Consider the following 21,896-nt stretch of genomic DNA (forward strand, 5'->3'; position numbering starts at 1 on the left):
AGCCTGTGGACGTCGAGATGGTCTTTCGAGATGTCGACCCCGATGCTATCGTTCATCATCTTTCGCTTGTCCTGTGCTTGTCATCCGGAGCCGAACTCCGGGTATCCGTTCAGGCCTCAAGGGAAAGACGAGGGCGATCCGACTCTAGCTCGACCCATCAAAAGGTCCGCAATTCCAACGATCCGACCCTCGCCGCTGCGGGAGGGCGGCGACCCTCCCGCAGCGGTTCCGTTCTGACCTGTTCGGCAGCCAATGTCATAAGACAAGCAATTCCAGGAAAATGTGAAGCGGTTTCCGTCTGGAAGTGCGCCAATTCAAAGACTTAGATCACTTCAGTGTTTCGATGAAACAATGAAATGATCTAGGCGCGGCGTTCAATAATACACATAGCCCCTTGCGCGGGTTGCAAGGGGCTATGGGTCAGGCAGGAGCCTCTCCACCGGGCGGTGGAAAGAGGGGGATGCTCCCGTCAGATCTTCCTGGTGAAGTCGGCGGCGTCGATGACGCCGTCACCGTTCTTGTCTCGCCGCTTGAACATGGTCTCGGCGGCGCTCGAAACTTCGCTCGCGCTGAGCGAGCCATTGCCATCGGTGTCGATGCGTTTGAAGGCCTTCGGCCTGAGACCCGGCAGCATCGTTGGGCGAACTTCCTTGACCTTGGCAAGGGCCGCTTCGCGCTCGGTGCCAGTCTTGTCCTTGGCCTCTTTCCAGGCCTTGCGTGCCTCGCGGAAGGCTTCGCGTTTGGCCTTCATCTCATCGGCGCTGATCTGGCCATCGCCATTGGTGTCGAAGGTTTTGAAGTTGTCGGAGATCCGCGCCTGGAACTCGGCGAGCGAAACCTTCTGGTCCTTGTCGGTGTCGAGCCGCTGGATCATGCGCTCGCCCCGTTGCTCGGGCGTCATCTTTTCGCGCGCGGCAAAAGAGGGGCCGGCCATGCCGGTGACGGCGACTGAGAGCGCGGTCACGGTAAGGATCAGGATCTTGTTCGGCATCATGCTTCCTTTCGATCGGGTTGTCCCTGATCGAAAGGATAGCCGGTGAAGCGCGCCGTTCCAGTTAAACTTTCGTAATTTAAGTCATTGGCCGGAAAGAGGTTTTTTGCCGGCCAAATTGTGTCGGTCAGAGATCGGAGAGGACGTGGCGCAGGAAGCGGGTGAGGTCCTCCGTCAAGTAGTCGATCTGCTCGTCGGTATCGTTCGACTTCTCCCAGGATTCGGCGAACGTATATTCGAGGTTGTGCGGCACCAGCAGCACCGTCTTCATGCCGAGCGCCTTCGGCACCAGGAGGTTGCGCGGCAGGTCCTCGAACATCACGGCGTTCCGGGTGTCGACCCGGTGCAGGCTCATGAACTTGTCATAGGTCTCACCAGCCGGCTTCGGCACGAAATCGGCTGCGACGATGTCGAAGATGTCGTCGAAATGGTCGAGGATCCCGAGCGCGCGCGCCGTCATCTGCGCATGCGCGACACTGCCGTTGGTGAAGATGAACTTGCGGCCCGGTAGCGACTTGATGGCTTCGCCGAGTGCCGGATCCGGCGGTACGATCGAGTAGTCGATCGCGTGCGCCTGCTCGAGAAACTCGTTCGGGTCGATGCCGTGGTGGATCATCAGACCTTTGAGCGTCGTGCCGTGGTCGCGGTAGTAGTCTTTCTGCAGCTTCTTCGCATCGGCCGGGTCCAGCGACAAAAGCTTCGCCACATAGGCCGTCATGTTGCGGTCGATCTGCGCAAACAGGTTGACGTGGTGCGGATAGAGCGTGTTGTCGAGGTCGAAGACCCAGTCGGTGACATGGGCGAAGTCGGATTGGTTCGGCAGGCGGTTGAGCTTTTTCATGACCGCCTTATGACATGGGGAAAGGTGGCGGCAAATGAGAAAAATGCAAATCGCTGCTCGGGCCGCAATGCTGGCGCATAGAATTCCACTTTGAATTGTCAAACCGGCGTGGCATCTTCCGGCGCGCGGTTTTGGCTCGGGGGAATGTAGGTGCCAATGTCGGACGAACTGCTCTATCTGCTGTTTCTGTTCGGATTCTACTCGTTTACTGTCGTGACCTATTTCGCGCTCGGTTACGGCATCACCTGGCTCAACGAGCGCAATCCGGAGCGAAAGATCCAGAAGGGACGTGGCTCCGACAAGCGGCGCAAGGCCGAGATCCGCCAGAGCCTGGCATCGATGTTCAGCGCCTGCCTGCCGCTGACGATCGGCCTCTATGCGCAGCAGAAAGGCTGGGCGCCGGCACCCTGGGATTTTCAGCTGGTGGTGGGCGGTGCCGCTCTTCGTGCTCAGCATGATCCTCTACGATGCCTGGTTCTATTTCATGCACCGGCTGCTGCACACCAAGTGGCTGTATCCGCTGTATGCCCTGCATCATAAAAGCGTCGCGCCGACGATCTGGAGTACCTATTCGGAAGATGTCTTCGACAACTTCCTGCTTCAGAGCTTTTCCGCCGTCGTCGTTTTCGTCGTGCCGTTTCCGCCAGTGATCCTCATCGGGCATAGGCTGTTCGAGCATTTCAATGGCATGATCGGGCATTGCGGCTTCGAGTATTTCGCCACGTCGACGGCCCGTTATCCGTCTCCCCTGTTGTGCACGACGTTCCATGACCAGCACCATTCAGGCTTCAAATACAACTACGCCAACTATTTCTCGTTCTGGGATCGTGTGCTCGGCACGCTCGCACCCAACTACGATCAGCGCGTGAAGACGTTTGAGGACGAGGCGCCGCGGATCGCGATCAGTCCGTCCGTTGTGCTCGCCGAGGCTCAGGAAAAGGCGGACTGAAACGCTGGAGTGCGCGGGGCCTTGGCAATGCCGGGAGCCGCGTGCTAGCTCGCAGCCATGGAAACCTGGGTCCTCATCACCGTCGCTGCGGCATTCCTTCAGAATGTCCGCTCGGCCATGCAGAAACACCTGAAAGGCGTCATGGGCACGACGGGCGCGACCTTCGTGCGCTTCGGCTTCGGCCTGCCTTTCGCCTCTCTCTATCTGTTTCTGCTCTGGCAGGTGGCCGGTCGTCCGCTTCCAGTGCCGAATGGCACCTTCTACCTCTGGGCTGTCATCGGCGGGCTGGCGCAGATCGCTGCGACCTTCCTGCTCGTCCACCTCTTCTCGTTCCGCAACTTTGCTGTCGGCACCGCCTATTCCCGCACCGAGCCGGCGCAGGCGGCGGTGTTTGGCCTTATCTTCCTCGGTGAAAAGGCGAGCCAGGGAACCCTCGTGGCAATCGCCATCTCGGTCGTCGGCGTGATGCTGATCTCGGTGGCGCGCACGACACTCAGCCCACGCACGCTCGTGACCTCCGTGTTCAGCCGCACGGCCGGCATCGGTCTGCTGTCAGGCACGTTTTTCGGTCTTTCGGCCGTTTCCTATCGTTCGGCCTCACTGGCGCTCGCGCCGAGCCTTCCGGCGCCCGACTACATCATGCAGGCGAGCTATACGCTCGGATTCGTCATCCTGCTGCAGACCGTGGTCATGCTGATCTGGATCGTGCTTCGCGAGCGTGACGAGCTGCCACGCATCACCGCCGCCTGGAAGCCCGCCTTCGTCGTCGGCTTCGTCGGCGCATCCGCCTCCTTCGGCTGGTTCATGGCGATGACGCTGCAGCAGGCCGCTGTCGTCAAGGTCGTGGCGCAGGTGGAAATGCTCTTCACCTTCGCCTCGTCCTTCTTCATCTTCCGCGAATGGATCAACCGGCTCGAACTTTTCGGCTGCCTGCTGATCGTGCTCGGCGTGGTGATGCTCGTACTGATCTGAAAACGCGTGCTGATCTGAAAAAATAGGCGCCCGAAAACCGGCGCCTTCGCGCATGCGGGCGTGGTAGAACGCCTGCATGTTGTTCGATCTTCCCTCCGATGAAACGCTCTACGACGCGCTGATCGCGCGAAGCAGCGAATACGAAGGTGCTGCCTTCGTTTGCGTCAAGACGACAGGCGTCTTCTGCCGCCTGTCTTGCCCCGCCCGCAAACCGAAGCGCGAGAACACGATCTTCGTGGGCTCTATCGGGACCTGCCTGGAGACGGGTTTCCGTCCATGCCAGCGCTGCCGGCCGCTCGCGACGTTCGGCGCCAAGGACCCGCTCGTCGAGGACCTGCTGCAGGCGCTGGAAGCGGCACCGGAACGGCGCTGGAGCGAGGACGATATCGTTCGTCGTGGCCTCGATCCCTCGACGGTCCGGCGCGCTTTCAAGCGCAGCCTCGGCATCACTTTCCTCGATCTCGCGCGTCATCGTCGCCTGGGGCTGGCCGCCCGCCAGCTTGCCGACGGCGGCCGGGTGATCGATGCCCAGCTCGAGGCCGGATACGAATCGCCAAGCGGCTTTCGTGCCGCATTCCAGAACCTGCTCGGCGACGCACCGGCGGCAGCGCAGGGGAGGGCCCTGCTTTTCTCCGACTGGATCGAAACGCCGCTCGGGCCCATGGTCGCCGTTGCCGATGCCACGCATGTGCATCTGCTCGAGTTCCACGACCGCAAGGCGCTGCCGACCGAACTGGAGAAACTGAAGAAAGGGACACGCTCGGCCATTGTATCAGGCAGAACGGCGCCGATCGACCAGATCGAAAGCGAGCTCAACGGCTATTTCGCGGGCAAAACGGGTGCTTTCGAAACGCCGCTCGCACCGGGCGGCACGGCCTTCGAACGCAACGTTTGGGCGCAGCTTGCAAAAATTCCCGTCGGCGAAACGCGATCCTATGGTGACATTGCCCGCGAGGTCGATACGATTCAGGCCGCGCGTGCCGTGGCCAAGGCCAACGGTTCCAACCGGATCGCCATTGTCATCCCCTGCCACCGTTGCATCGGCTCGGACGGTTCACTGACGGGGTATGGCGGCGGGCTCTGGCGGAAGCAATGGCTGCTCCGGCACGAAGGAAAACTGAAACCCAAGGGATTGTTCGTGGAGGAAATGCAATGAGCCAGAAGGAAAAGGCGCTCGCCTTTGCTGCCCTGCATCGGAAGGGCGACCCGGTGGTGCTCTATAATATCTGGGACGCCGGCAGCGCCAAGGCCGTGGCCGAAGCCGGTGCCAAGGCTCTTGCCACCGGAAGCTGGTCGGTGGCGGCCGCCCATGGTTTCGGCGATGGCGAGAAGGTGCCGATGGCGTGGCTCGCCGATGTTTCGCGGCTGATCGTGGCTTCGACGGAGCTGCCCGTCACCGTTGACTTCGAAGGCGCCTATTCCGACGATCCGGCAACAGGTGCCGCCAATGTCTCCCGCATTCTCGATGTCGGTGCCATCGGCATCAACTTCGAGGACCAGGTGGTCGGCAAGGGCGGCGTGCATGCCGTCGACAAGCAGGCGGCACGCATCCGCGCCATTCGCGAGATGGCCGATAGGCGCGGCATCCCGTTGTTCATCAATGCCCGCACCGACCTGTTCCTACAGGAGAGCGATGAGACGCGGCACGGCGGCCTCGTCGACGAGGCGATCGCGCGCGGCAAGGCTTTCGCCGAAGCAGGCGCTAACGGCTTCTTCGTGCCGTGGCTGGTGGACGAAGGCCTGATCGCCAAGGTTTGCGCCGCCTCCAGCCTGCCGGTCAACATCATGATGCGGCCGGCAGCGCCCGACGTGAAGACGCTTGCCCGCGCCAGCGTCGCGCGCATCAGCCATGGCCCGTTCCCCTACCGGGCGATGATGGAGAAGCTGAAAGCCGCAGCGACCGAGATCTACAAGGGCTGATCGGGCATCGCCCTCAAAAGAAAAGCGGGAGAGGGCCGATGCCGTCTCCCGCTTCTTTGTTTGATACGGTGCAGGTCGCTAAAGCCGATCAGGGCACGATCAGCGTGCCGGCGCCGCGCTCGGTGAAGATTTCGAGCAGCACCGAGTGGGCCGTCTTGCCGTTGAGGATGACGACGCCCTGGACGCCCGCCTTGATCGCCTCGATGCAGGTCTCGACCTTGGGGATCATGCCGCCGGAGATCGTGCCGTCGGCGATCAGCGCGCGGGCCTGTGAAACCGAGAGCTCCTTGATCAGGTTGCCCTGCTTGTCGAGAACCCCGGGAACATCCGTCAGGAACAGGAGGCGCGTGGCGTTCAGCGCACCGGCGATGGCACCGGCGAAGGTGTCGGCGTTGATGTTGTAGGTGTGACCGTCGCGGCCGGGCGCCACCGGTGCGATGACCGGGATCATCTCCGAGCGCGCGAGCAGGTCGATCAGCGTGCGGTCGACTTCGACCACTTCGCCGACGAAGCCGAGATCGAGGACGCGTTCGATGTTGCTATCCGGATCCTTGATGGTCTTGCGTGCCTTTTCGGCGAAGACCATGTTGCCGTCCTTGCCGCAAAGGCCGATCGCCCATTCGCCCGTCTGGTTGATGAGCGCGACGATCTCCTTGTTGATCGAGCCGGCAAGCACCATCTCGACGATCTCGACCGTCTTCTCGTCGGTGACGCGCAGGCCGCCCTCGAACTTCGATTCGATGCCCATCTTCGTCAGCATCGCGCCGATCTGCGGGCCGCCGCCGTGCACGACGATCGGGTTGACGCCTGACTGCTTCAGAAGCGCGATGTCGCTGGCAAAGGCGCGGCCGAGCTCGCTGTTGCCCATGGCATGGCCGCCATATTTGACGACGATCGTCTTGTTTTCGTAGCGCTGCATGTAGGGCAGGGCCTGGGTGAGCAGGCGTGCCTGGATTTCACTTTCATTGGCGGACATGGCGGACCCTCGAAAAATACCGGCTGCTGTTTAGCGCAAGTTCCGGACCGATGGAATGATCGGCGAGCAATATAAAGCCGGAATGACGGAGATGGCTGGTGCATTGTGATCCGCGCCCTATCTCTGTTTACGGACGAGATTTTGGGGCGCACGCTGAATGATCGAGGAGGATGTAGCCGCGTTGCTTGGTCGCGTCTCGCTTGGCGATCGCGACGCCTTCGCCGAACTCTACCGGCAGACGAGCCCGAAACTCTTCGGCATCTGCCTTCGTATCCTCGGAAATCGGGGTGAAGCGGAAGAAGCGCTGCAGGAAATCTACGTCAAGATCTGGCAGCGGGCTGACCGATTTTCCCAAGGACAGGCGGCGGCGACGTCCTGGCTGGCGGCCGTTGCACGCAATCAGGCGATCGACGTCGTCAGGGCGCGAAAACCGGCCGCCAACGCGATTGACGAAGCCTACGATTTGGCTGATCCTGCTGCCGATCCGGAAAAATCGGCGGTCGTCAGAGCAGAGGGCAGGCGGATCGATGCCTGCATGGAGGAGCTTGAAAAGGACCGCGCGGAGGCGGTTCGGCGTGCCTATGTCGAAGGTCTGAGTTACCAGGAACTGGCGGATACCTTCGCTGTGCCGCTGAACACGATGCGGACTTGGTTGAGGCGCAGCCTCATGAAGTTGCGAGAGTGTATGGAGCGATGACGACACCAACCCCAGAGGGCCGAGATTTCCGCCGCGATGAGGTGATCGCCGGCGAATATGTGCTTGGCGTGTTGTCCGCTGACGACCGGCGCAAGGTTGAGGCCCGTCTTGCTTCCGATCGCAACTTCGCCGCAATGGTCGACCGCTGGCAGAGCAATCTCTCCTCCTTCGACGAGGCCTATGACGCGGTGGTGCCCCCACCCAGGAGCTTTTCCGCAATCGAGCGGCGTCTCTTCGAAACGGCGCGGCCCGAGCCGGTCGCGCCGCGCCGCGGGCTGTGGAATTCACTGGCCCTTTGGCGGAGCCTGGCACTGGCTTCGCTGGCCGCTGTCATGGTCATGGGCGCTTCGCTCGCCGGCCTGTTCGAAGCGCCTTCGGCCGGCACCTCGCTCGTCGCGGAACTCGCCGGCAAAGGCACTGCCATCGATCTCGTCGCCCACTTCGATCTGGCATCGGGGCGGCTGAAGGTAACGCCGGTTGCAGCAAGGCAGGCGGAGCAGAAATCGCTCGAGCTTTGGCTCATCAATGGCAGCAATCCGGCGATCTCGCTCGGCGTGCTGCCGCAGTCCGGCGAAGGCGAGATCACCGTTCCATCCGCCTTCCAGTCGAGAATTTCGGCAGGCTCGGTTCTTGCCGTCAGCGTCGAACCACTGGGCGGATCGCCGACCGGATCGGCGACCGGGCCGATCATCGCGCTCGGCAAGGCGCGAAACCTCTAATCCGCCACAGAGCAAGAATTACCATTTTCTATCAGATAGATACGTTTCAGGAAAATTCCTGAAACTCTTTCTCTCGTGCTTCCGTTGCTTGTTATGTTCCCGCGGTGGGAACGGCAGCTTCGGCGGGGCGGCTCACGCGTCGCCTCCCTCAACAGGAAGGAAGAGAAAGATGTTCACGTCTGCTATCCGCACTCTGGCGACAGCGTCCCTTCTTGCGGCAAGCGCACTTGTCGCCCATGCCGAAAATCCGATGGTCGGCGGCGCGCCGATGTATGCGGAGAAGAATATCGTCGAGAACGCCGTCAATTCGAAGGATCACACCACGCTGGTCGCGGCCGTCAAGGCAGCCGGTCTGGTAGAAACCTTGGAGGGCAAGGGCCCGTTCACGGTGTTCGCTCCGACGAACGCCGCCTTCGACGCGCTGCCCGCGGGCACGGTCGAGACACTTCTTAAACCGGAAAACAAGGAGAAGCTCACCAAGATTCTGACTTGCCACGTTGTTGCCGCCGACGCGATGTCCTCGGCGATATCAGGCATGATCAAGGACGACGGTGGCGAACATGACGTGAAGACCGTCGGCGGTTGCGTTCTCAAGGCCAGGGAGGATGGCGGCAAGCTGATGCTGACCGACGAGACCGGCGGCACGGCGACAGTAACGATCGCCGACGTCAAGCAGTCGAACGGCGTCATCCATGTGATCGACAAGGTGCTGCTGCCGAAGGGTTGACGAGCTTGCGCTGAGGCGGCGGTTCGTCGTCCCGGCGCTTTGCCAGCGGCCAGGCGGTCGCTGGCTTTTTCGAACCGCGCCTCACGGTGCTTTGATCCGCATTGTTTGCCGTCGTTGTGGCCGGCCGCTATGCTGGCGAAAGGATCGGTAGGGGAGGCTTTCATGATCAACCGGCGCGTCTTCCTGTTGGCGGGCTCCGCATTCGCCGCGGTGCCGATAATCCAAAGTCTCACGCCGCTCGCCCGGGCCGCCGGCGGCGAATCCTTCGAGATCGTTAGGAGTGATGAGGAGTGGCGGGCGGTTCTGACCGACGACCAATACCGAATCCTGCGGCATGAGGATACCGAGCGCCCCTTCACCAGCGCTCTCAACCACGAGAAGCGCAAGGGTCTCTTCCAATGCGCCGGTTGTGCGCTTCCGCTTTATTCGTCCGAGGCGAAGTATGACAGCGGCACCGGCTGGCCCAGCTTCTGGCAGTCATTGCCCGGCGCCGTGGCAACGCGCGAGGACACTTCCCTGTCCATGACCCGCACGGAGTGCCATTGCCGCCGCTGTGGCGGGCACCTCGGCCATATTTTCGATGACGGTCCACCGCCGACCGGCAAGCGCCATTGCATCAATGGCCTGGCGCTTGCCTTCGTACCGGCCGCCAAATCCAGCTAGCACTCCGGCTGGTGCGCTACAGCGCCGCGCGTCTTATCAGACGCGCAACGGTCGCTGTAGCACTTTGATTTACTGCATGTCTTCGTCCTTGAATCGAGGTCGATCTGAGACATTCAGTAGCATCGGGCGTTCCGAATGTTCAGAACGACCCGGCCGGCGGCGAGGCTGCCGCGGCGCCGGAGAGTGCAGCCTGCAGCTTCTGCTCCTGTTCCGGTGAAAGCGACGTCTTCAGGACGCGGCCGCGCAGGTCCGGGAATTCGGCGAGCACTTTCTCAGGCTGAACCTTCCGCACGAGGATGAACAGTGCCGAGGAATTGTTTGGAATGGTGTTGCCGAGCGATTTGATGAACTCGTCGTCGATACCGTAGTCCGTCAGCGAACCGGAGAGGGCGCCGGCACCGGCGCCGAGCGCGCCGCCGATCGCAAAGCCCGCCAGCGGGTTGAGGAAAAGAAGGCCGACGAGCCCGCCCCAGATCGAACCGGAAAGCAGCCCGGACGTGGCACCGACGGCCGTCAGGTTCAGGCTCTGCTTGAGATGAACCTTGCCTTCCGTGTCGCGCACGACCACGACCGCGTCCTCGAGGTCGATCAGGTATTCCTTCTTCAGCCCGGCGAGCCGGACCAGAACCCTATCGGCTTCCTCAGGGGAATCGAACCCGACAACGATCAAATCGGACATGACTTTCTCCTATCTCTGGCCGCGCCACCGATGTGGACGCAACGCAGAGATAGAGCGGATTGCATGTCGGGGTAGTGACAGAGATCAAAGACTTTGGGTCGATCGACCCCGTGCGCAGCGCGCGGTTCAAGACGCGCTTCGAACGCTTTCCAGGATCCCCTTAGCGGGCGATCGCCGTGCCGATCGCGGCACGCAGTTCGTCGATCCCCTCGCCCTTTTCCGAGGAGGTCGAGAGAACCTCCGGGAAGGCTGCGGGATGCTTCTTGATCTTCTCGAGCGTCTCGGCGGTCAGCCGCGGCACGCCGGCGGCCTTGATCTTGTCGGTCTTGGTGAGCACGACCTGGTAGGAAACAGCCGCCTTGTCGAGCAGGGCGAGCACGTCCTCGTCATTCTTCTTGATGCCGTGGCGGGAGTCGATCAGCACATAGACGCGCTTCAGCGTCGAGCGGCCGCGCAGATAGTCGAACACCAGCTTCGTCCAGGCGTCGACCTGCTCCTTCGGCGCCTGGGCATAGCCGTAGCCCGGCATGTCGACGAGCGCCATCGGCGGCAGGTCGTCGGCCTCGCCGGAATAGCCATCGGGTACGAAGTAGTTGAGTTCCTGCGTGCGGCCCGGCGTGTTGGAGGTTCTTGCCAGCCCCTTATGGCCGACCAGCGCATTGATCAGCGACGACTTGCCGACATTCGAGCGGCCGGCAAAGGCGATTTCCACCGGGCCTTCCGGCGGCAGGAACTTCATGGCGGGCACGCCGCGAATGAAAATCCACGGCCGGCCGAACAACGGCTTGTCGTCTTTGGTTTTGCTTTCGGCCATCGGCGGTCGGTCCTTCATCGAGAAAGTCCATGGCTTCCCGGTTTTGGCCGTGGATGTCAAGGCGTCGGCGTGCGGACCGGCCGTGTGGGGATGGTTTGCGCCCTCCGGAACTCGTTCAAGAGATAGGCAAGCAGCGCCAGAAAGATGAAGGTGCCGCCGATGATCGTTCGGCTGCTCGGCACTTCGCCATGAATGATCGCGACCCAGACGGGACCGAGCACGGTTTCGGCGGTGCCGAGCAGGGCGGCCAGCGCCGAAGGTACCAGCCGGGCACCGGTGACGAAGAGCGCCATGCCAAGCCCGAGGTTGAAGGCGCCGAAGACGAAGAGAAGTGCCAATTCGCCCGATGTCACCGCAAGCCCGGAAGACTGGCCCCCCGCAATGGCGCTGGCCGCGAAGCAGCCGAAGCAGGTGGCGGGCGTCATCCGCACATGCGGATAGCGGCGCGTGATGACGGTTGCCAGCGCGAAGACCACAGGGATCAGCAGCGCCAGCGCATCGCCGACCGGCGACACGCTGCCCGTCAGGCTCTCCGACACCATGATCGCGACCCCGACGATGACGGCCGTGATCGCGCCCCAGGTGAAGCGCGATACCCGCTCGCGAAACAGGACCCAGCTCATCAGCGCCGCAAACAGCGGCACGCCGGCGCCAAGCAGCACGACATTGGCGATCGTTGTATAGGAAATGGCGATGATGAAGGAGGTCGAGGCGATGGTGAAGCAGAGCCCGACGGCGATGCCCGGCCAGCCCATGCCCTTGAAGAGTGCCAGCGTGCCGCGCGGTCCGTCGCGCACCAGCATGAAGGCAAGTAGGAAGAGGCCGGCAAACAGGCAGCGCCAGAAGACGATCGTCCAGCTGTCGGGGATCTCCAGGAAGCGGGCGATGGCTCCTCCGAAACTCCAGAAGAAGGCCGAGCCGAAGACGAGCAGGGCGCCAAGCTTCTCGTTGGCGGCGAACGGAGCGGAGGTGGCCGACGGGTCGGTCATGGCAAATTGTCCTGGAGCAAGGCGCAGAGATTTCGATATCGCCTGATGCCCGCGCCGCGCGCCCGCGTCAACGCCATTGCGTGTCGCGCGATGGCGTAGAAACGAAAAAGCCCCGGACCGTGGTCCGGGGCTCTGGGATTGTCGTGCCTGCCGGCGTCATTCCGCCGGTTTGGGTTTCTTCGAAAACAGGCCCTTCAGGTTGTCGAAGAGCTCGATCTTCACGCCCTGGCGCTTCATGATGATCGACTGCTGGAGCACCGAAAGGGTGTTGTTCCAGGCCCAGTAGATCACGAGACCGGCCGGGAAGGATGCCAGCATGAAGGTGAAGACCACGGGCATCCAGGTGAACAGCATTGCCTGGGTCGGATCCGGCGGCGTCGGGTTCATGCGCATCTGCACGAACATGGTAACGCCCATGATGATCGGCCAGACGCCGAGATGCAGGAAGGTCGGACCGTCGAACGGCAGCAGGCCGAAGAGGTTGACGATCGTCGTCGGATCGGGCGCCGAGAGGTCGTGGATCCAGCCGAAGAACGGCGCATGGCGCATCTCGATGGTGATGTAGATCACCTTGTAGAGTGCGAAGAACACCGGGATCTGGATGAGGATCGGCCAGCAGCCCGCCAGCGGATTGATCTTCTCGTCCTTGTAGAGCTGCATCATCGCCTGCTGCAGGCCCATGCGGTCGTCGCCGAACTTCTTCTTCAGTTCCTCCATCTTCGGCTGAACCTTCTTCATGTTCGCCATCGATGCGTACTGCTTGTTGGCGAGCGGGAAGAAGAGGCCCTTGACCACGATCGTGGTGATCAGGATCGCGATGCCGAAGTTGCCGAACAGACGGAAGAAGAAATCCATCATTTTGAACATCGGCTTGGTGATGAAGTAGAACCAGCCCCAGTCGATCAGCTTGTCGAAGTTGGGGATCGAGTAGGCCACTTCGTAATTGTCGACGACAGGAACTTCCTTGGCGCCGGCGAAGACGAGGTTCTTGACCTCGGACGTCTGGCCGGGGGCCACGGTCACGGCGTCGCTCTTGTAGTCGCTCTGGTAGCGGGCGCGGCCATCGGTGAAGTGCGTGAAGCGAGTGTCGTAAGGGGTCGCCTGCGGCGGGACGATCGCTGCTGCCCAGTACTTGTCGGTGATGCCGAGCCAGCCGCCGGTCGCCTTGCCGGGTTCGACGGACTTTTCGTCTTCGATCTTGCCGTATTTCAGTTCCTGCAGGCCGTGTTCGCCGAGGACGCCGATGAAGCCTTCATGCAGCACGTAGACGCTCGGCGTCGTCGGCTTGTTGAAGCGGGTCACGCGGCCATAGGACGAAAGCGCCAGCGGCTCGGCCGTGCCGTTCTTGATGCTGTCGACCACCTGGAACATGTAGTGGTCGTCGACCGAGACCGTGCGGGTAAAGGTGACGCCCTTTTCGTTGGTGAAGCTCAGCGTTACCGGGGTCGCCGCAGTCAGCTTGTCGCCGCCTGCAAGCGTCCACACGGTCTGCGGGCCGGGCACGCTGCCGGTCGCATCGCTGCCGACATAGCCGAGTTCGGCGAAGTAGCCGTCGGTGGTCTCTGCCGGACTGAAGAGGGTGATGACGGGGCTCTTCGGATCGACCGTCTCGCGGTATTCCTTGAGCTTGAGGTCGTCGAAGCGCGCGCCGGTCAGGTTGATGGAGCCGGAAAGGGCTGGCGTGTCGATCGCAACGCGGGCCGATTTGGCAATTGCCTGGTCGCGGTTCTCGCCGGCGCCCGGAATTGCACCGCTGCCCGGCAGAGCTTGGCCCGAAGGCTGCTGCGTCGGGGTCGCTGGCTGCGACTGCGACTGCGCCTGTTGCGCCTGCAGGGCTTCCGCAGCGATGCGTTCCTTTTCCATCTTCGGATTGACGTAAAGGAACTGCCAGGCAATGAGGATCAGCACGGACAGGCCAATCGCCACGAAATAGTTGCGGTTTTTTTCCATCATGGTTTCCTGGAACCGGCCGGCGGCCGCTTCTGTTTCGGCTTGTTTTCGATGCGCTCGCCAAGCCCCCGGGTCAAGGCGTCGAAGGGGGCGTTCAGGAGATCGCGTCGGGCGACAATCACATAGTCGTGTCCGGGTTTCATTGCAAACCCGGCGGAAAGCCGCACCGCCTCTTTCAGGCGTCGGCGCATCCGGTTTCGCTCGACGGCATTGCCGTGTTTCTTGGTAACGGTGAAGCCGACGCGGGCTTCGCCCTCCGGATCGTTGCGGTCGAGCACTTCGAGGAGAAACAAGGGGCCTCTACGGCTTTCTCCTGCCCGAACGGCCAAAAACTGCGGACGGCTTTTCAGCCGCCCGACAGTCGTTTTGTCTTTATCTGACGTCATGTGCCCGGACACTGGTTTCGGGCAGTTTCGGCTTAAGCCGAAAGACGCTTGCGGCCACGAGCCCGGCGGGCTGCGAGGACCTTCTGGCCACCCTTGGTAGCCATACGCGAACGGAAGCCGTGACGACGCTTGCGGACAAGCTTGGACGGTTGGTAGGTACGCTTCATTTATTTAATACCGCGGTGTGCGGCCCTTCTTGGGTTTGCGTGTAGCAAGGAGCGTTTACGTTACCGGACGCGGCTCCGCCTTGCGGGCAGGAGGGCTTGACCGGACGTGCGCGGCTTATAAGGGGAAATTTCCCGGAAAGTCAATTGCGGCCGGCGATTCAGTGGCCGCGGGATCGTAAAAGTAACCGGCACACTGGATTGAGGCGTGTCACAGGCGCGCGAAAGGCGGGCATCTAGCCGAGATTGGTAAACAGAACTCTAACCGGCGCTCCCCAGAATGCCTGCCGGCTGCGACGAGTTTTATTAACTACGGCTATTTTAGGGTCGCCTCGGTGCAATGGGGTGGCGGCGTGTCCGATAAGCGGACAGGTCTCGCGACCTTGTGGAGGTCGGGATGAAAATACGCGGTAAAATCTATCTGATCGTCGGGATCATGAGCCTGCTGGCGGTTGCGGTGACCGGGATGTCGCTGGTCGCTGTCAGCAGATACAACGAGAAATTCCACCAGTACGAGAATGTTGCGACGCGCGCCTTCAACGCGGAACGCCTGAACCGTCTGGTGACCGCGGTCGTCATGGAATCGCGTGGTATTTACGCCGCCCCGACCATCGAGAAGGCCAAGCCTTTCGCCGAAGGCATCCGCAAGAACCTCGACAAGATCGACGCGCTGCTCACCGAGTGGCGCCCGCTGATCCCGGCTGAAACGAAAGCGTCCTTCGATACGTTGGTCGCCCGCGCCGCGGAGTTCAAGACTTTCCGCGTCGAGACGGCGCGGCTTGGCGAGGAGGTCTCGCCGCAGGCCGCCAACGAGCAGGGCAACACCGATGCCAATCGCGCGAACCGCAAGGCTTTCCAGCAGCAGATCGACGACGTTGTCGACATAAACCTGAAGACGCTTGAAGTCGTTACGGCTGACGTTGCCACCTTCGAGCGCAGTGTCATCATCACCATTCTCGCCATCGCCGGCCTCGGCATGCTCGCAGGCCTCGGCGCGGCCTTCTATATCGCAACGAACCATTTGAGCCGCCCGATCCTCGAGCTGACCGGCAAGATGAAGCAACTGGCTGGCGGCGATCTAACCGTCGACGTGCCCTTCGCAGGCCGCAAGGACGAGATCGGCGAAATGGCCCAGGCCGTGCAGGTCTTCAAGCAGAACGGCCTTGCCGTTCGCGACCTCAACGCACAGGAAGCGGTGCTGCGTGAAAAGAGCGCCGACCTCCAGTCGAGCATCGGCGTCGTCGTGGCGGCCGCTGCCGCCGGCGATTTCACTAAGCGCATCGGTAAGGACTACGAGAACGACGACCTCAACCGGTTCGCGAAAAGCGTCAACGAACTGGTCGGCAGCGTCGATGCGGGCATCGCCGAGACCCGCCGGGTGGTCGCGAGCCTTGCGGGCGGCGACCTGACCCAGAGCATGAACGGCCATTTCCAGGGCGTCTTCGCCGAACTGCAGAAGAACGTCAACGAAACGCTGTCGACGCTGCAGAAGACGCTGCGTGAAGTCCGCGTGACGACCGACACGATCAACGGCAACTCGTCCGAACTGCGTGCCGCAGCCGACGACCTCTCGAAGCGCACCGAGCAGCAAGCCGCGGCCCTCGAGGAAACCTCGGCCGCCCTGGACGAGATCACCGTTGCGGTGAAGAGCTCGACCGAGCGGGCGCAGGAAGCGACCGTCATGGTCAACGAGGCCAAGCACAGCGCCGCGCAGTCGGCCGCTGTCGTACGCAACGCTGTCGACGCCATGGGGCGCATCGAGCAGGCTTCGAGCGAGATCGGCCAGATCACCAACGTGATCGATGAAATCGCCTTCCAGACCAACCTCCTGGCGCTGAACGCCGGCGTCGAGGCGGCGCGTGCCGGTGATGCGGGCAAGGGCTTTGCGGTCGTCGCACAGGAAGTGCGCGAGCTTGCCCAGCGTGCGGCAAGTGCCGCCAAGGACATCAAGTCGTTGATCTCGAAGTCCGGCAGCGAAGTGGCGACCGGCGTCCGGCTGGTTCAGGAAACCGGTTCGGCTCTTGGTGAGATCGAAGACCGCGTCCTGAAGATCAACGATCATATCCACTCGATCGCAACGGCGGCGCGCGAGCAGTCGACGGGCCTCAGCGAAGTCAGCACCGCGGTCAACCAGATGGACCAGGTGACCCAGCAGAACGCGGCGATGGTTGAAGAGGCGAATGCCGCCACCCACAAGCTCTCCGCCGAGGCCAACAACCTCGCCAACCTGATCGCCTACTTCAAGGTGGACAATACCGTGGCAAGGCCGGTGGTCGTCGCGCGTGAAATCGCCCTCCCGGTCGAATCGCCGGCGCGCCGCATGATCGGCAACGTCGCCCGTGCCTTTGGCGGTAGCTCCGCTGCGGCTGTGGCGAAGGACGATTGGCAAGAGTTCTGATCGGCGCCTTGCCTCGCTACTGCTTGTTTCCGCAAGTGGTAGGCGATTAGGGGCGAAAGCAGGCAGCACTTGAAAGCATTACAGCGACCTTTGCGCGTCTGAGAGGACGCGCGGCGCTGCAGGTGATCGGAGCCCGCGGTACCGTCATGGTGCCGCGGGTTCGCTGTCTTGGCAGCCTCGAATGCCAGCCGCCGGTCTGGCGTCATTGCCCCCGCGAAGCACCGGCCCAGAGGATTGCAGCACTGTTCCCTGGGTGACTTACACCGATCCGGATTCTGTGCAGGTAGGCCAGACCGAGGCGGCAGCGCGCCGAAGATTTCGCTTCGGCGATGCGAGGGGAGGGAGATAGCGGGATGTGGTCCTTTGCAATTGCCAACGGCGCGACACTGAATGATGTCCGCGCCTATGTCGCACCCCGCCCGGCCGCTCCGAGATTGGAAAACAGACGGCCATCTCCTATTATGGACCCTTGGCGCGAAGCCGATTGGCTCGGGCACGTGTGCGGGCTCTCGGGCGTTTTGGTTGACGGGCAGGGAAGTTTGTAAGGCATGGCGGAAGAGACGCGTCCGGCAACGGCAAGTGAGCCACTGAAGACGAGTGCGGGGTTCTTCCGGGGCCTTTCCGGCAAGCTGCTCCTGCTGACGATCGTCTTCGTCATGCTGGCGGAGGTGCTGATCTTCGCGCCGTCTGTCGCCACCATGCGCATTCGTTGGCTTGAGGATCGGCTGAACACGGCTGCCGCCGCTGCCGTCGTTGTCGACGGCTTGCAGAATGTCGAGCTGCCGCGCAGCGTGCAGAAGGACACGCTGATGGCGACCGGCACCAAGGCGATCGTCATCCGCCGCAAGGATGCGTCGCGCATGATCGCGCTCACCGACATGCCCCTTGAGATCGAAGGCGAATACGACGTCGCCAATTCCACGGCCTTTGCAGCGATCCGCGATGCCTTCGATACCCTGCTCTTCGGCGGCGATCGTGTGATCCGTGTCTACGGGCCGCTCGGCGAAAGCGACGCGACGATCGAGCTCCTGATGAAGGATGCGAGCCTGCGCAAGGCGATGCTCGTCTATTCGCGCAACGTCTTTGTCCTGTCACTTATCATTTCGCTGATCACGGCGGCGCTGATCTTCCTCGCCATCAACCGCATGCTGATCACGCCGATCCGGCGGATGACGGCGAGCATGCAGGAATTCTCGGACGATCCGGCCGATCCGGGTCGGGTGCTCGTGCCGCCGGAGGGGCGAGATGAGCTTGCCGTCGCCGGCCAGCATCTCGCCAGCATGCAGCGCGAGTTGCAGAAGACGCTGAAGCAGCAGAAGAGCCTTGCCGAGCTTGGCCTTGCCGTGTCGAAGATCAACCACGACATGCGCAATATTCTGTCTTCGGCACAACTGATCTCCGACCGCTTGGCCGACGTGGATGATCCCGTGGTCAAGCGTTTCGCCCCGACCCTGCTGCGCACCATCGACCGGGCTGTCGGCTATACGCGCGAGGTCCTCTCCTATGGCCGCACCACCGAGGCCGAGCCGCATCGCCGCTTCGTGGCGTTGAAGCCGCTTGTTTCCGATGTCGCCGAACTGCTGGCGATCGATCCCCAGGCGGGCATCGATTTCCAGATCCAGATGCAGGACGACATCGAGGTCGATGCGGACAGCGAGCAGCTCTTCCGGGTGGTGCACAATATCTGCCGCAATGCCGTCCAGGCCCTTACCAACCATGAGCCGGAGGACGGCCGTCCGCGGCTTGTCACGGTGTCGGCCATGCGCATCGGCAGCGTCGTCACCATCTCCGTCGACGATACCGGCCCCGGCATGCCGCCGAAGGCGCGGGAAAACCTGTTCGCCGCTTTCCGCGGCTCGGCCCGCTCCGGTGGCACCGGACTTGGTCTCGCGATCGCGCGCGAGCTGGTGCTTGCCCATGGCGGCACGATCGCGCTTGTCGAAAAGCCGACGCCCGGCACGCTCTTCCGCATCGAACTGCCCGACCGGCCGGTGCCGCTCGACGCATTCCGCTCGAAGTTTCGCCACTAGCGCACGGCAATTCCCGCCCCATGAGGCGGGTAGCCGCTAAGGCTGGCGCCTCCAACAAATTTTTCCGGGGCCGCTTCCGCGGCGCAACACCCTGCTTTTCAGGGCATTGCTGCACCGCAGTCGTAGCGACTGTCCACAGCAAGTCGGGGCATCGTCGTAAAAATGAAATTTTTTTGCCGAACGGCGCTTGCAATCCCCGAAAGGACCCTTTAGAGAACCGCTCACGCAAGCGGTTCGACCGCTTCAGGCAAGCACCCGTAGCTCAGCTGGATAGAGCACCAGACTACGAATCTGGGGGTCAGGAGTTCGAATCTCTTCGGGTGCGCCATTCTTCTTCAATAGCTTAGGCTAGTCCAGATCCCCGTCGTTTGTGCGGGGATTTTTGCGTTTTGGGGCCATCCTTTCAGTCAAGCGCGGCGCTGTGCGACGTTGGCGCAGCTGTCGGTCGCGCAGCCGTTCGGCCACGCTTGGTTGCGAGCCGATTGCTTTGGCGGCGGTGCGCGAACGGCCGAGCGATCCCGCTCGCTCGGATGGCGGCCCGAGTTTCTCGATATGACGCAGCGCCACCGCTGCGAGGACCGCAAGGATGGTCACGGCGATCGCGCTGAGGATGGCCGCGCTGTTGAAGCCTGTCGTAAAGGCCGCCCGGGCATTCTCGATGAGGGCCGCCGGCAGTTCCGCCCGCACCGCCCGCGGGCCCCACAGACTGTCGCTGACTGCCTCGCGGGCCGCGTCCCCGAGGTTATCGGGTGTGCTGAGATCAATCGAATGGCGATAGATCGCAGTCGAGATGCTGCCGAGCACGGCGATGCCGAGCGAAATGCCGAGATTCCTGCACGGTTTCGGTCATGGCCGAGGCGGAGCCTGCCTTCTCGGGCGGTGCGGAGCCGACGACGAGGTCGGTACCGACTTCGCACATGAGACGTTGCTCGTCGACGAGCATCGTCATTTGCGGATGACCGTCCACTTCGAGGGGTAGGGGCCTTGCCCACAGTCACGACGATTTTTGATACTGCGACATATTCGCCGCACGGAGCGTGGGGTAATTGTTCAATGCTCCGAAGTGGTTACGTGACAAAGAATATATATTAGTATAATGTAATTTCTAGAGGTCGTGGAGGCGCCGAACCCGTCTCGGAGCCTTTGGGGGATAGTGACTCCGGATCACAAAAAGGCGGAAGCGCCTTCACGAACTTTTGACGCCTGTGTCTGAGAATTGGCCCAATGACTTCCTATATTCAGGAAGATATTGCGGCCACTGAAGGAAAGGAGGTGCCGGATGTATCGCTATATGATGAAAGAACTGCTGGTGATCGTAGCTGGCCTTTCGATATGTGCCTTCACGATCCTGTTCTTCCTGGTTAACTCGACGCCCAATCTCTGACGGAACCAAACGACGTTCCGCGAGCGTTAGCGTCACCGAAGGTGCGCCAGTATGTCCAGAGTGCGCCGATCCTTCTCTCCCCCGAAATAGTGCTCAAGCGCCTGTTCGAACAGGTGCCCGCCCTCGTCGGCCTCGGCAAACAAGGTCATCGATGACCGGAACTTCACGTCGTCGGGGCTGGAGAATATGTCGTGTGCCGATTTCCCTGAAACCGAATTGACCAGTTCGGTGCATTGCCGAAGCCGCAACCCCAACAGTGGATGGGCGAGATAGGCCCGCGCTTCGTCGAGCCCGGAGATCGCGTAGCGCTCTGCCATCGGCGAGTGCCCGAGGCCGGCGATCTGCGGGAAGACGAACCACATCCAATGTGTCCGTTTGCGGCCGTGGCCGAGTTCGTCCAGAACCGCGGCATAGACACGGTCCTGGGCTTCGACGAAACGTTTGAGCTCGAAGGGATCAGGCATTGCCGCGTCTCCTTCTCCACGCCTGCGGCGGTGGCGTCAGTTACCAGCGATGATGAACATGAACCTTCACCAGCCGCTCGTAAACTGCGGTGATGGCCGCCTTGATCTGCTCGTCGATGGCTGCAAGCGCGCTGGCGGCTGCGTTGGATTTTGCCTGCGCCTCGTTGCGGGCGCCGGGGATGACCACCGAGACGGCCTGCTGCTCGAGGATCCAGCGTAGCGCGAACTGTGCCATCGGCACGCCTTCGGGCACCAGCGGACGAAGTTGCTCGACGGCTTCCAGCGCCGCTTCGAACGGCACACCGGCAAAGGTCTCGCCGACGTCGAAGGCTTCGCCGTGCCGGTTGAAGTTGCGGTGATCGTCAGCGGCAAAGGCGGTTTCCCGGGTGATCTTGCCGGAAAGCAGGCCGGAGGCGAGCGGCACGCGTACGATGACGCCGACATTCTTCTTCTGAGCTTCGGTGAAGAACAGCTCGTGCGGGCGCTGGCGGAAGATGTTGTAGATGATCTGCACGGTCGCAACGCCGGGATATTCGATCGCCTTCAGCGCTTCCTCGACCTTTTCGACTGACACGCCGTAGTGCCGGATCTTGCCCTTGGCGACGAGCCGGTCCAGCGCACCGAACAGCTCCGGACGATAGTAGACCTCGGTCGGCGGGCAGTGCAGCTGTACGAGATCGAGCGTCTCGACGCCGAGATTGGCGAGGCTGCGGTCGATGAAGGCCTCGATGTTCTCGCCCGTATAGCCTTCGGTCACGTGCGGGTTGAGCCGGCGGCCGGCCTTGGTTGCAACGAAGGGCCTGTCGCCGCCGCGCTCCTTCAACACTGCCGCGATGATCTTTTCGGACCGGCCATCGCCATAGACGTCGGCCGTATCAACGAAGGTGACGCCGGCATCAAGTGCGGCATTGAGTGCACGCTTGCCGTCTGCCTCGCTGACATCGCCCCAGGAGCCTCCGATCTGCCAGGCGCCGAAGCCGATCTCGGAAATGGTTGCGCCGGTCTTGCCAAGAACTCTCGTTTTCATGGTGCTGTCTCCTGTTTTGCGTCGTCGATCATAGGCTGTGTGGAGCGCTTCTATTATGACCGGTCTGATCGAGTAAATTAGAGCGAGATAGAGAGCGGGAAACCGCGCACACTTTTCTCGACAGGCTGGCTGAGAACGCGTTTTCGGGCGGAAGCT

Annotated in this window: 24 protein-coding genes and 1 tRNA gene; 12 read left to right on the forward strand and 13 right to left on the reverse strand. The window is 62.1% G+C overall.

The genetic code is table 11. The features are described 5' to 3' along the window. Positions 1-469: 469 nt before the first annotated feature. Both BLU35_RS00005 and BLU35_RS00010 read right to left on the reverse strand, forming a co-directional pair. Positions 470-991: an EF-hand domain-containing protein gene (locus tag BLU35_RS00005; protein ID WP_176907092.1), complete on the reverse strand. Its 522-nt coding sequence runs from the start codon at positions 989-991 to the stop codon at positions 470-472. A gap of 127 nt (positions 992-1,118) precedes the next feature. Beyond that, positions 1,119-1,832 (reverse strand): pyrimidine 5'-nucleotidase, encoded by a 714-nt coding sequence (locus tag BLU35_RS00010; RefSeq protein WP_093231818.1) that lies wholly within the window; start codon positions 1,830-1,832, stop codon positions 1,119-1,121. 156 nt (positions 1,833-1,988) lie between these two features. Here BLU35_RS00010 and BLU35_RS35990 point away from each other — a divergent pair, with 156 nt between their 5' ends. From BLU35_RS35990 to BLU35_RS00030, 5 genes are all read left to right on the forward strand, one after another. Next, positions 1,989-2,372 (forward strand): hypothetical protein, encoded by a 384-nt coding sequence (locus BLU35_RS35990; RefSeq protein ID WP_286161417.1) that lies wholly within the window; start codon positions 1,989-1,991, stop codon positions 2,370-2,372. Further along, complete coding sequence (locus tag BLU35_RS35995) at positions 2,287-2,781, forward strand: sterol desaturase family protein (RefSeq protein WP_286161435.1); 495 nt, start codon at positions 2,287-2,289, stop codon at positions 2,779-2,781. The genes BLU35_RS35990 and BLU35_RS35995 overlap by 86 nt, the downstream gene beginning before the upstream one ends. Positions 2,782-2,838: 57 nt before the next feature. Beyond that, the gene (locus BLU35_RS00020; protein ID WP_093231819.1) at positions 2,839-3,753 is read left to right on the forward strand and encodes an EamA family transporter; all 915 of its coding nucleotides are present in this window, start codon (positions 2,839-2,841) and stop codon (positions 3,751-3,753) included. Between the two features lie 76 nt (positions 3,754-3,829). Beyond that, complete coding sequence (locus BLU35_RS00025) at positions 3,830-4,909, forward strand: bifunctional transcriptional activator/DNA repair enzyme AdaA (RefSeq protein WP_093231820.1); 1,080 nt, start codon at positions 3,830-3,832, stop codon at positions 4,907-4,909. Beyond that, positions 4,906-5,673 (forward strand): isocitrate lyase/PEP mutase family protein, encoded by a 768-nt coding sequence (locus BLU35_RS00030; RefSeq protein ID WP_093231821.1) that lies wholly within the window; start codon positions 4,906-4,908, stop codon positions 5,671-5,673. The genes BLU35_RS00025 and BLU35_RS00030 overlap by 4 nt, the downstream gene beginning before the upstream one ends. 88 nt (positions 5,674-5,761) lie before the next feature. On the opposite strand, the gene argB is transcribed toward BLU35_RS00030, so the two are convergent. Continuing rightward, positions 5,762-6,649 (reverse strand): acetylglutamate kinase, encoded by an 888-nt coding sequence (gene argB, locus BLU35_RS00035; RefSeq protein ID WP_058323632.1) that lies wholly within the window; start codon positions 6,647-6,649, stop codon positions 5,762-5,764. Positions 6,650-6,806: 157 nt separating this feature from the next. On the opposite strand from argB, the gene BLU35_RS00040 reads away from it, so the two are divergent. The 4 genes from BLU35_RS00040 (at position 6,807) to msrB (ending at position 9,455) form a co-directional block, all read left to right on the forward strand. Continuing rightward, complete coding sequence (locus BLU35_RS00040) at positions 6,807-7,346, forward strand: sigma-70 family RNA polymerase sigma factor (RefSeq protein ID WP_058323631.1); 540 nt, start codon at positions 6,807-6,809, stop codon at positions 7,344-7,346. Continuing rightward, positions 7,343-8,065, forward strand: a complete 723-nt coding sequence (locus BLU35_RS00045; protein WP_093231822.1) for an anti-sigma factor — start codon at positions 7,343-7,345, stop codon at positions 8,063-8,065. Before BLU35_RS00040 ends, BLU35_RS00045 begins: the two co-directional genes overlap by 4 nt. Positions 8,066-8,234: 169 nt before the next feature. Beyond that, entirely contained in the window at positions 8,235-8,792 is a 558-nt protein-coding gene (locus BLU35_RS00050) for a fasciclin domain-containing protein (protein WP_058329077.1), read from the forward strand. 162 nt (positions 8,793-8,954) lie between these two features. After that, positions 8,955-9,455 carry a peptide-methionine (R)-S-oxide reductase MsrB gene (gene msrB, locus BLU35_RS00055; protein ID WP_058329076.1) on the forward strand — a complete coding sequence of 167 codons (501 nt, stop codon included), beginning with the start codon at positions 8,955-8,957 and terminating at the stop codon, positions 9,453-9,455. Between the two features lie 139 nt (positions 9,456-9,594). On the opposite strand, the gene BLU35_RS00060 is transcribed toward msrB, so the two are convergent. The 6 genes from BLU35_RS00060 to rpmH form a co-directional block, all read right to left on the reverse strand. Continuing rightward, entirely contained in the window at positions 9,595-10,134 is a 540-nt protein-coding gene (locus BLU35_RS00060; protein WP_057248054.1) for a DUF1269 domain-containing protein, read from the reverse strand. 160 nt (positions 10,135-10,294) lie between these two features. Then, positions 10,295-10,948: a ribosome biogenesis GTP-binding protein YihA/YsxC gene (gene yihA, locus BLU35_RS00065; RefSeq protein WP_093232288.1), complete on the reverse strand. Its 654-nt coding sequence runs from the start codon at positions 10,946-10,948 to the stop codon at positions 10,295-10,297. Between the two features lie 56 nt (positions 10,949-11,004). After that, positions 11,005-11,937, reverse strand: a complete 933-nt coding sequence (locus tag BLU35_RS00070) for a DMT family transporter (protein ID WP_093231823.1) — start codon at positions 11,935-11,937, stop codon at positions 11,005-11,007. A gap of 156 nt (positions 11,938-12,093) precedes the next feature. Next, positions 12,094-13,887: a membrane protein insertase YidC gene (yidC, locus tag BLU35_RS00075; RefSeq protein ID WP_058329074.1), complete on the reverse strand. Its 1,794-nt coding sequence runs from the start codon at positions 13,885-13,887 to the stop codon at positions 12,094-12,096. Continuing rightward, on the reverse strand, positions 13,887-14,285 hold the full coding sequence (rnpA, locus tag BLU35_RS00080) for a ribonuclease P protein component (protein ID WP_057248057.1): 399 nt from the start codon (positions 14,283-14,285) through the stop codon (positions 13,887-13,889). Before rnpA ends, yidC begins: the two co-directional genes overlap by 1 nt. A 20-nt stretch (positions 14,286-14,305) precedes the next feature. After that, positions 14,306-14,440 (reverse strand): 50S ribosomal protein L34, encoded by a 135-nt coding sequence (gene rpmH, locus BLU35_RS00085; protein ID WP_077962533.1) that lies wholly within the window; start codon positions 14,438-14,440, stop codon positions 14,306-14,308. A gap of 394 nt (positions 14,441-14,834) precedes the next feature. On the opposite strand from rpmH, the gene BLU35_RS00090 reads away from it, so the two are divergent. The 3 genes from BLU35_RS00090 (at position 14,835) to BLU35_RS00100 (ending at position 19,193) form a co-directional block, all read left to right on the forward strand. Further along, positions 14,835-16,835, forward strand: coding sequence for a methyl-accepting chemotaxis protein (locus BLU35_RS00090; protein ID WP_093231826.1), 2,001 nt, complete (start codon positions 14,835-14,837; stop codon positions 16,833-16,835). A gap of 548 nt (positions 16,836-17,383) precedes the next feature. Next, positions 17,384-18,865, forward strand: a complete 1,482-nt coding sequence (locus BLU35_RS00095; RefSeq protein WP_058323625.1) for a sensor histidine kinase — start codon at positions 17,384-17,386, stop codon at positions 18,863-18,865. 251 nt (positions 18,866-19,116) lie between these two features. Continuing rightward, a tRNA-Arg gene (locus tag BLU35_RS00100) sits at positions 19,117-19,193 on the forward strand. Between the two features lie 20 nt (positions 19,194-19,213). Here BLU35_RS00100 and BLU35_RS00105 read toward each other — a convergent pair. From BLU35_RS00105 to BLU35_RS00115, 4 genes are all read right to left on the reverse strand, one after another. After that, the gene (locus BLU35_RS00105) at positions 19,214-19,669 is read right to left on the reverse strand and encodes a hypothetical protein (protein WP_093231827.1); all 456 of its coding nucleotides are present in this window, start codon (positions 19,667-19,669) and stop codon (positions 19,214-19,216) included. Next, the gene (locus BLU35_RS35500) at positions 19,626-19,814 is read right to left on the reverse strand and encodes a hypothetical protein (protein ID WP_158539360.1); all 189 of its coding nucleotides are present in this window, start codon (positions 19,812-19,814) and stop codon (positions 19,626-19,628) included. Before BLU35_RS35500 ends, BLU35_RS00105 begins: the two co-directional genes overlap by 44 nt. A 467-nt stretch (positions 19,815-20,281) precedes the next feature. Then, complete coding sequence (locus BLU35_RS00110; RefSeq protein WP_057248061.1) at positions 20,282-20,713, reverse strand: DUF1810 domain-containing protein; 432 nt, start codon at positions 20,711-20,713, stop codon at positions 20,282-20,284. A 40-nt stretch (positions 20,714-20,753) separates the two neighbouring features. Then, positions 20,754-21,740 carry an aldo/keto reductase gene (locus BLU35_RS00115; protein ID WP_093231828.1) on the reverse strand — a complete coding sequence of 329 codons (987 nt, stop codon included), beginning with the start codon at positions 21,738-21,740 and terminating at the stop codon, positions 20,754-20,756. Positions 21,741-21,896 lie beyond the last annotated feature (156 nt).

This window comes from Sinorhizobium sp. NFACC03 (genome assembly GCF_900103435.1).
In the GTDB taxonomy this organism is placed as follows: Bacteria; Pseudomonadota; Alphaproteobacteria; order Rhizobiales; family Rhizobiaceae; genus Ensifer.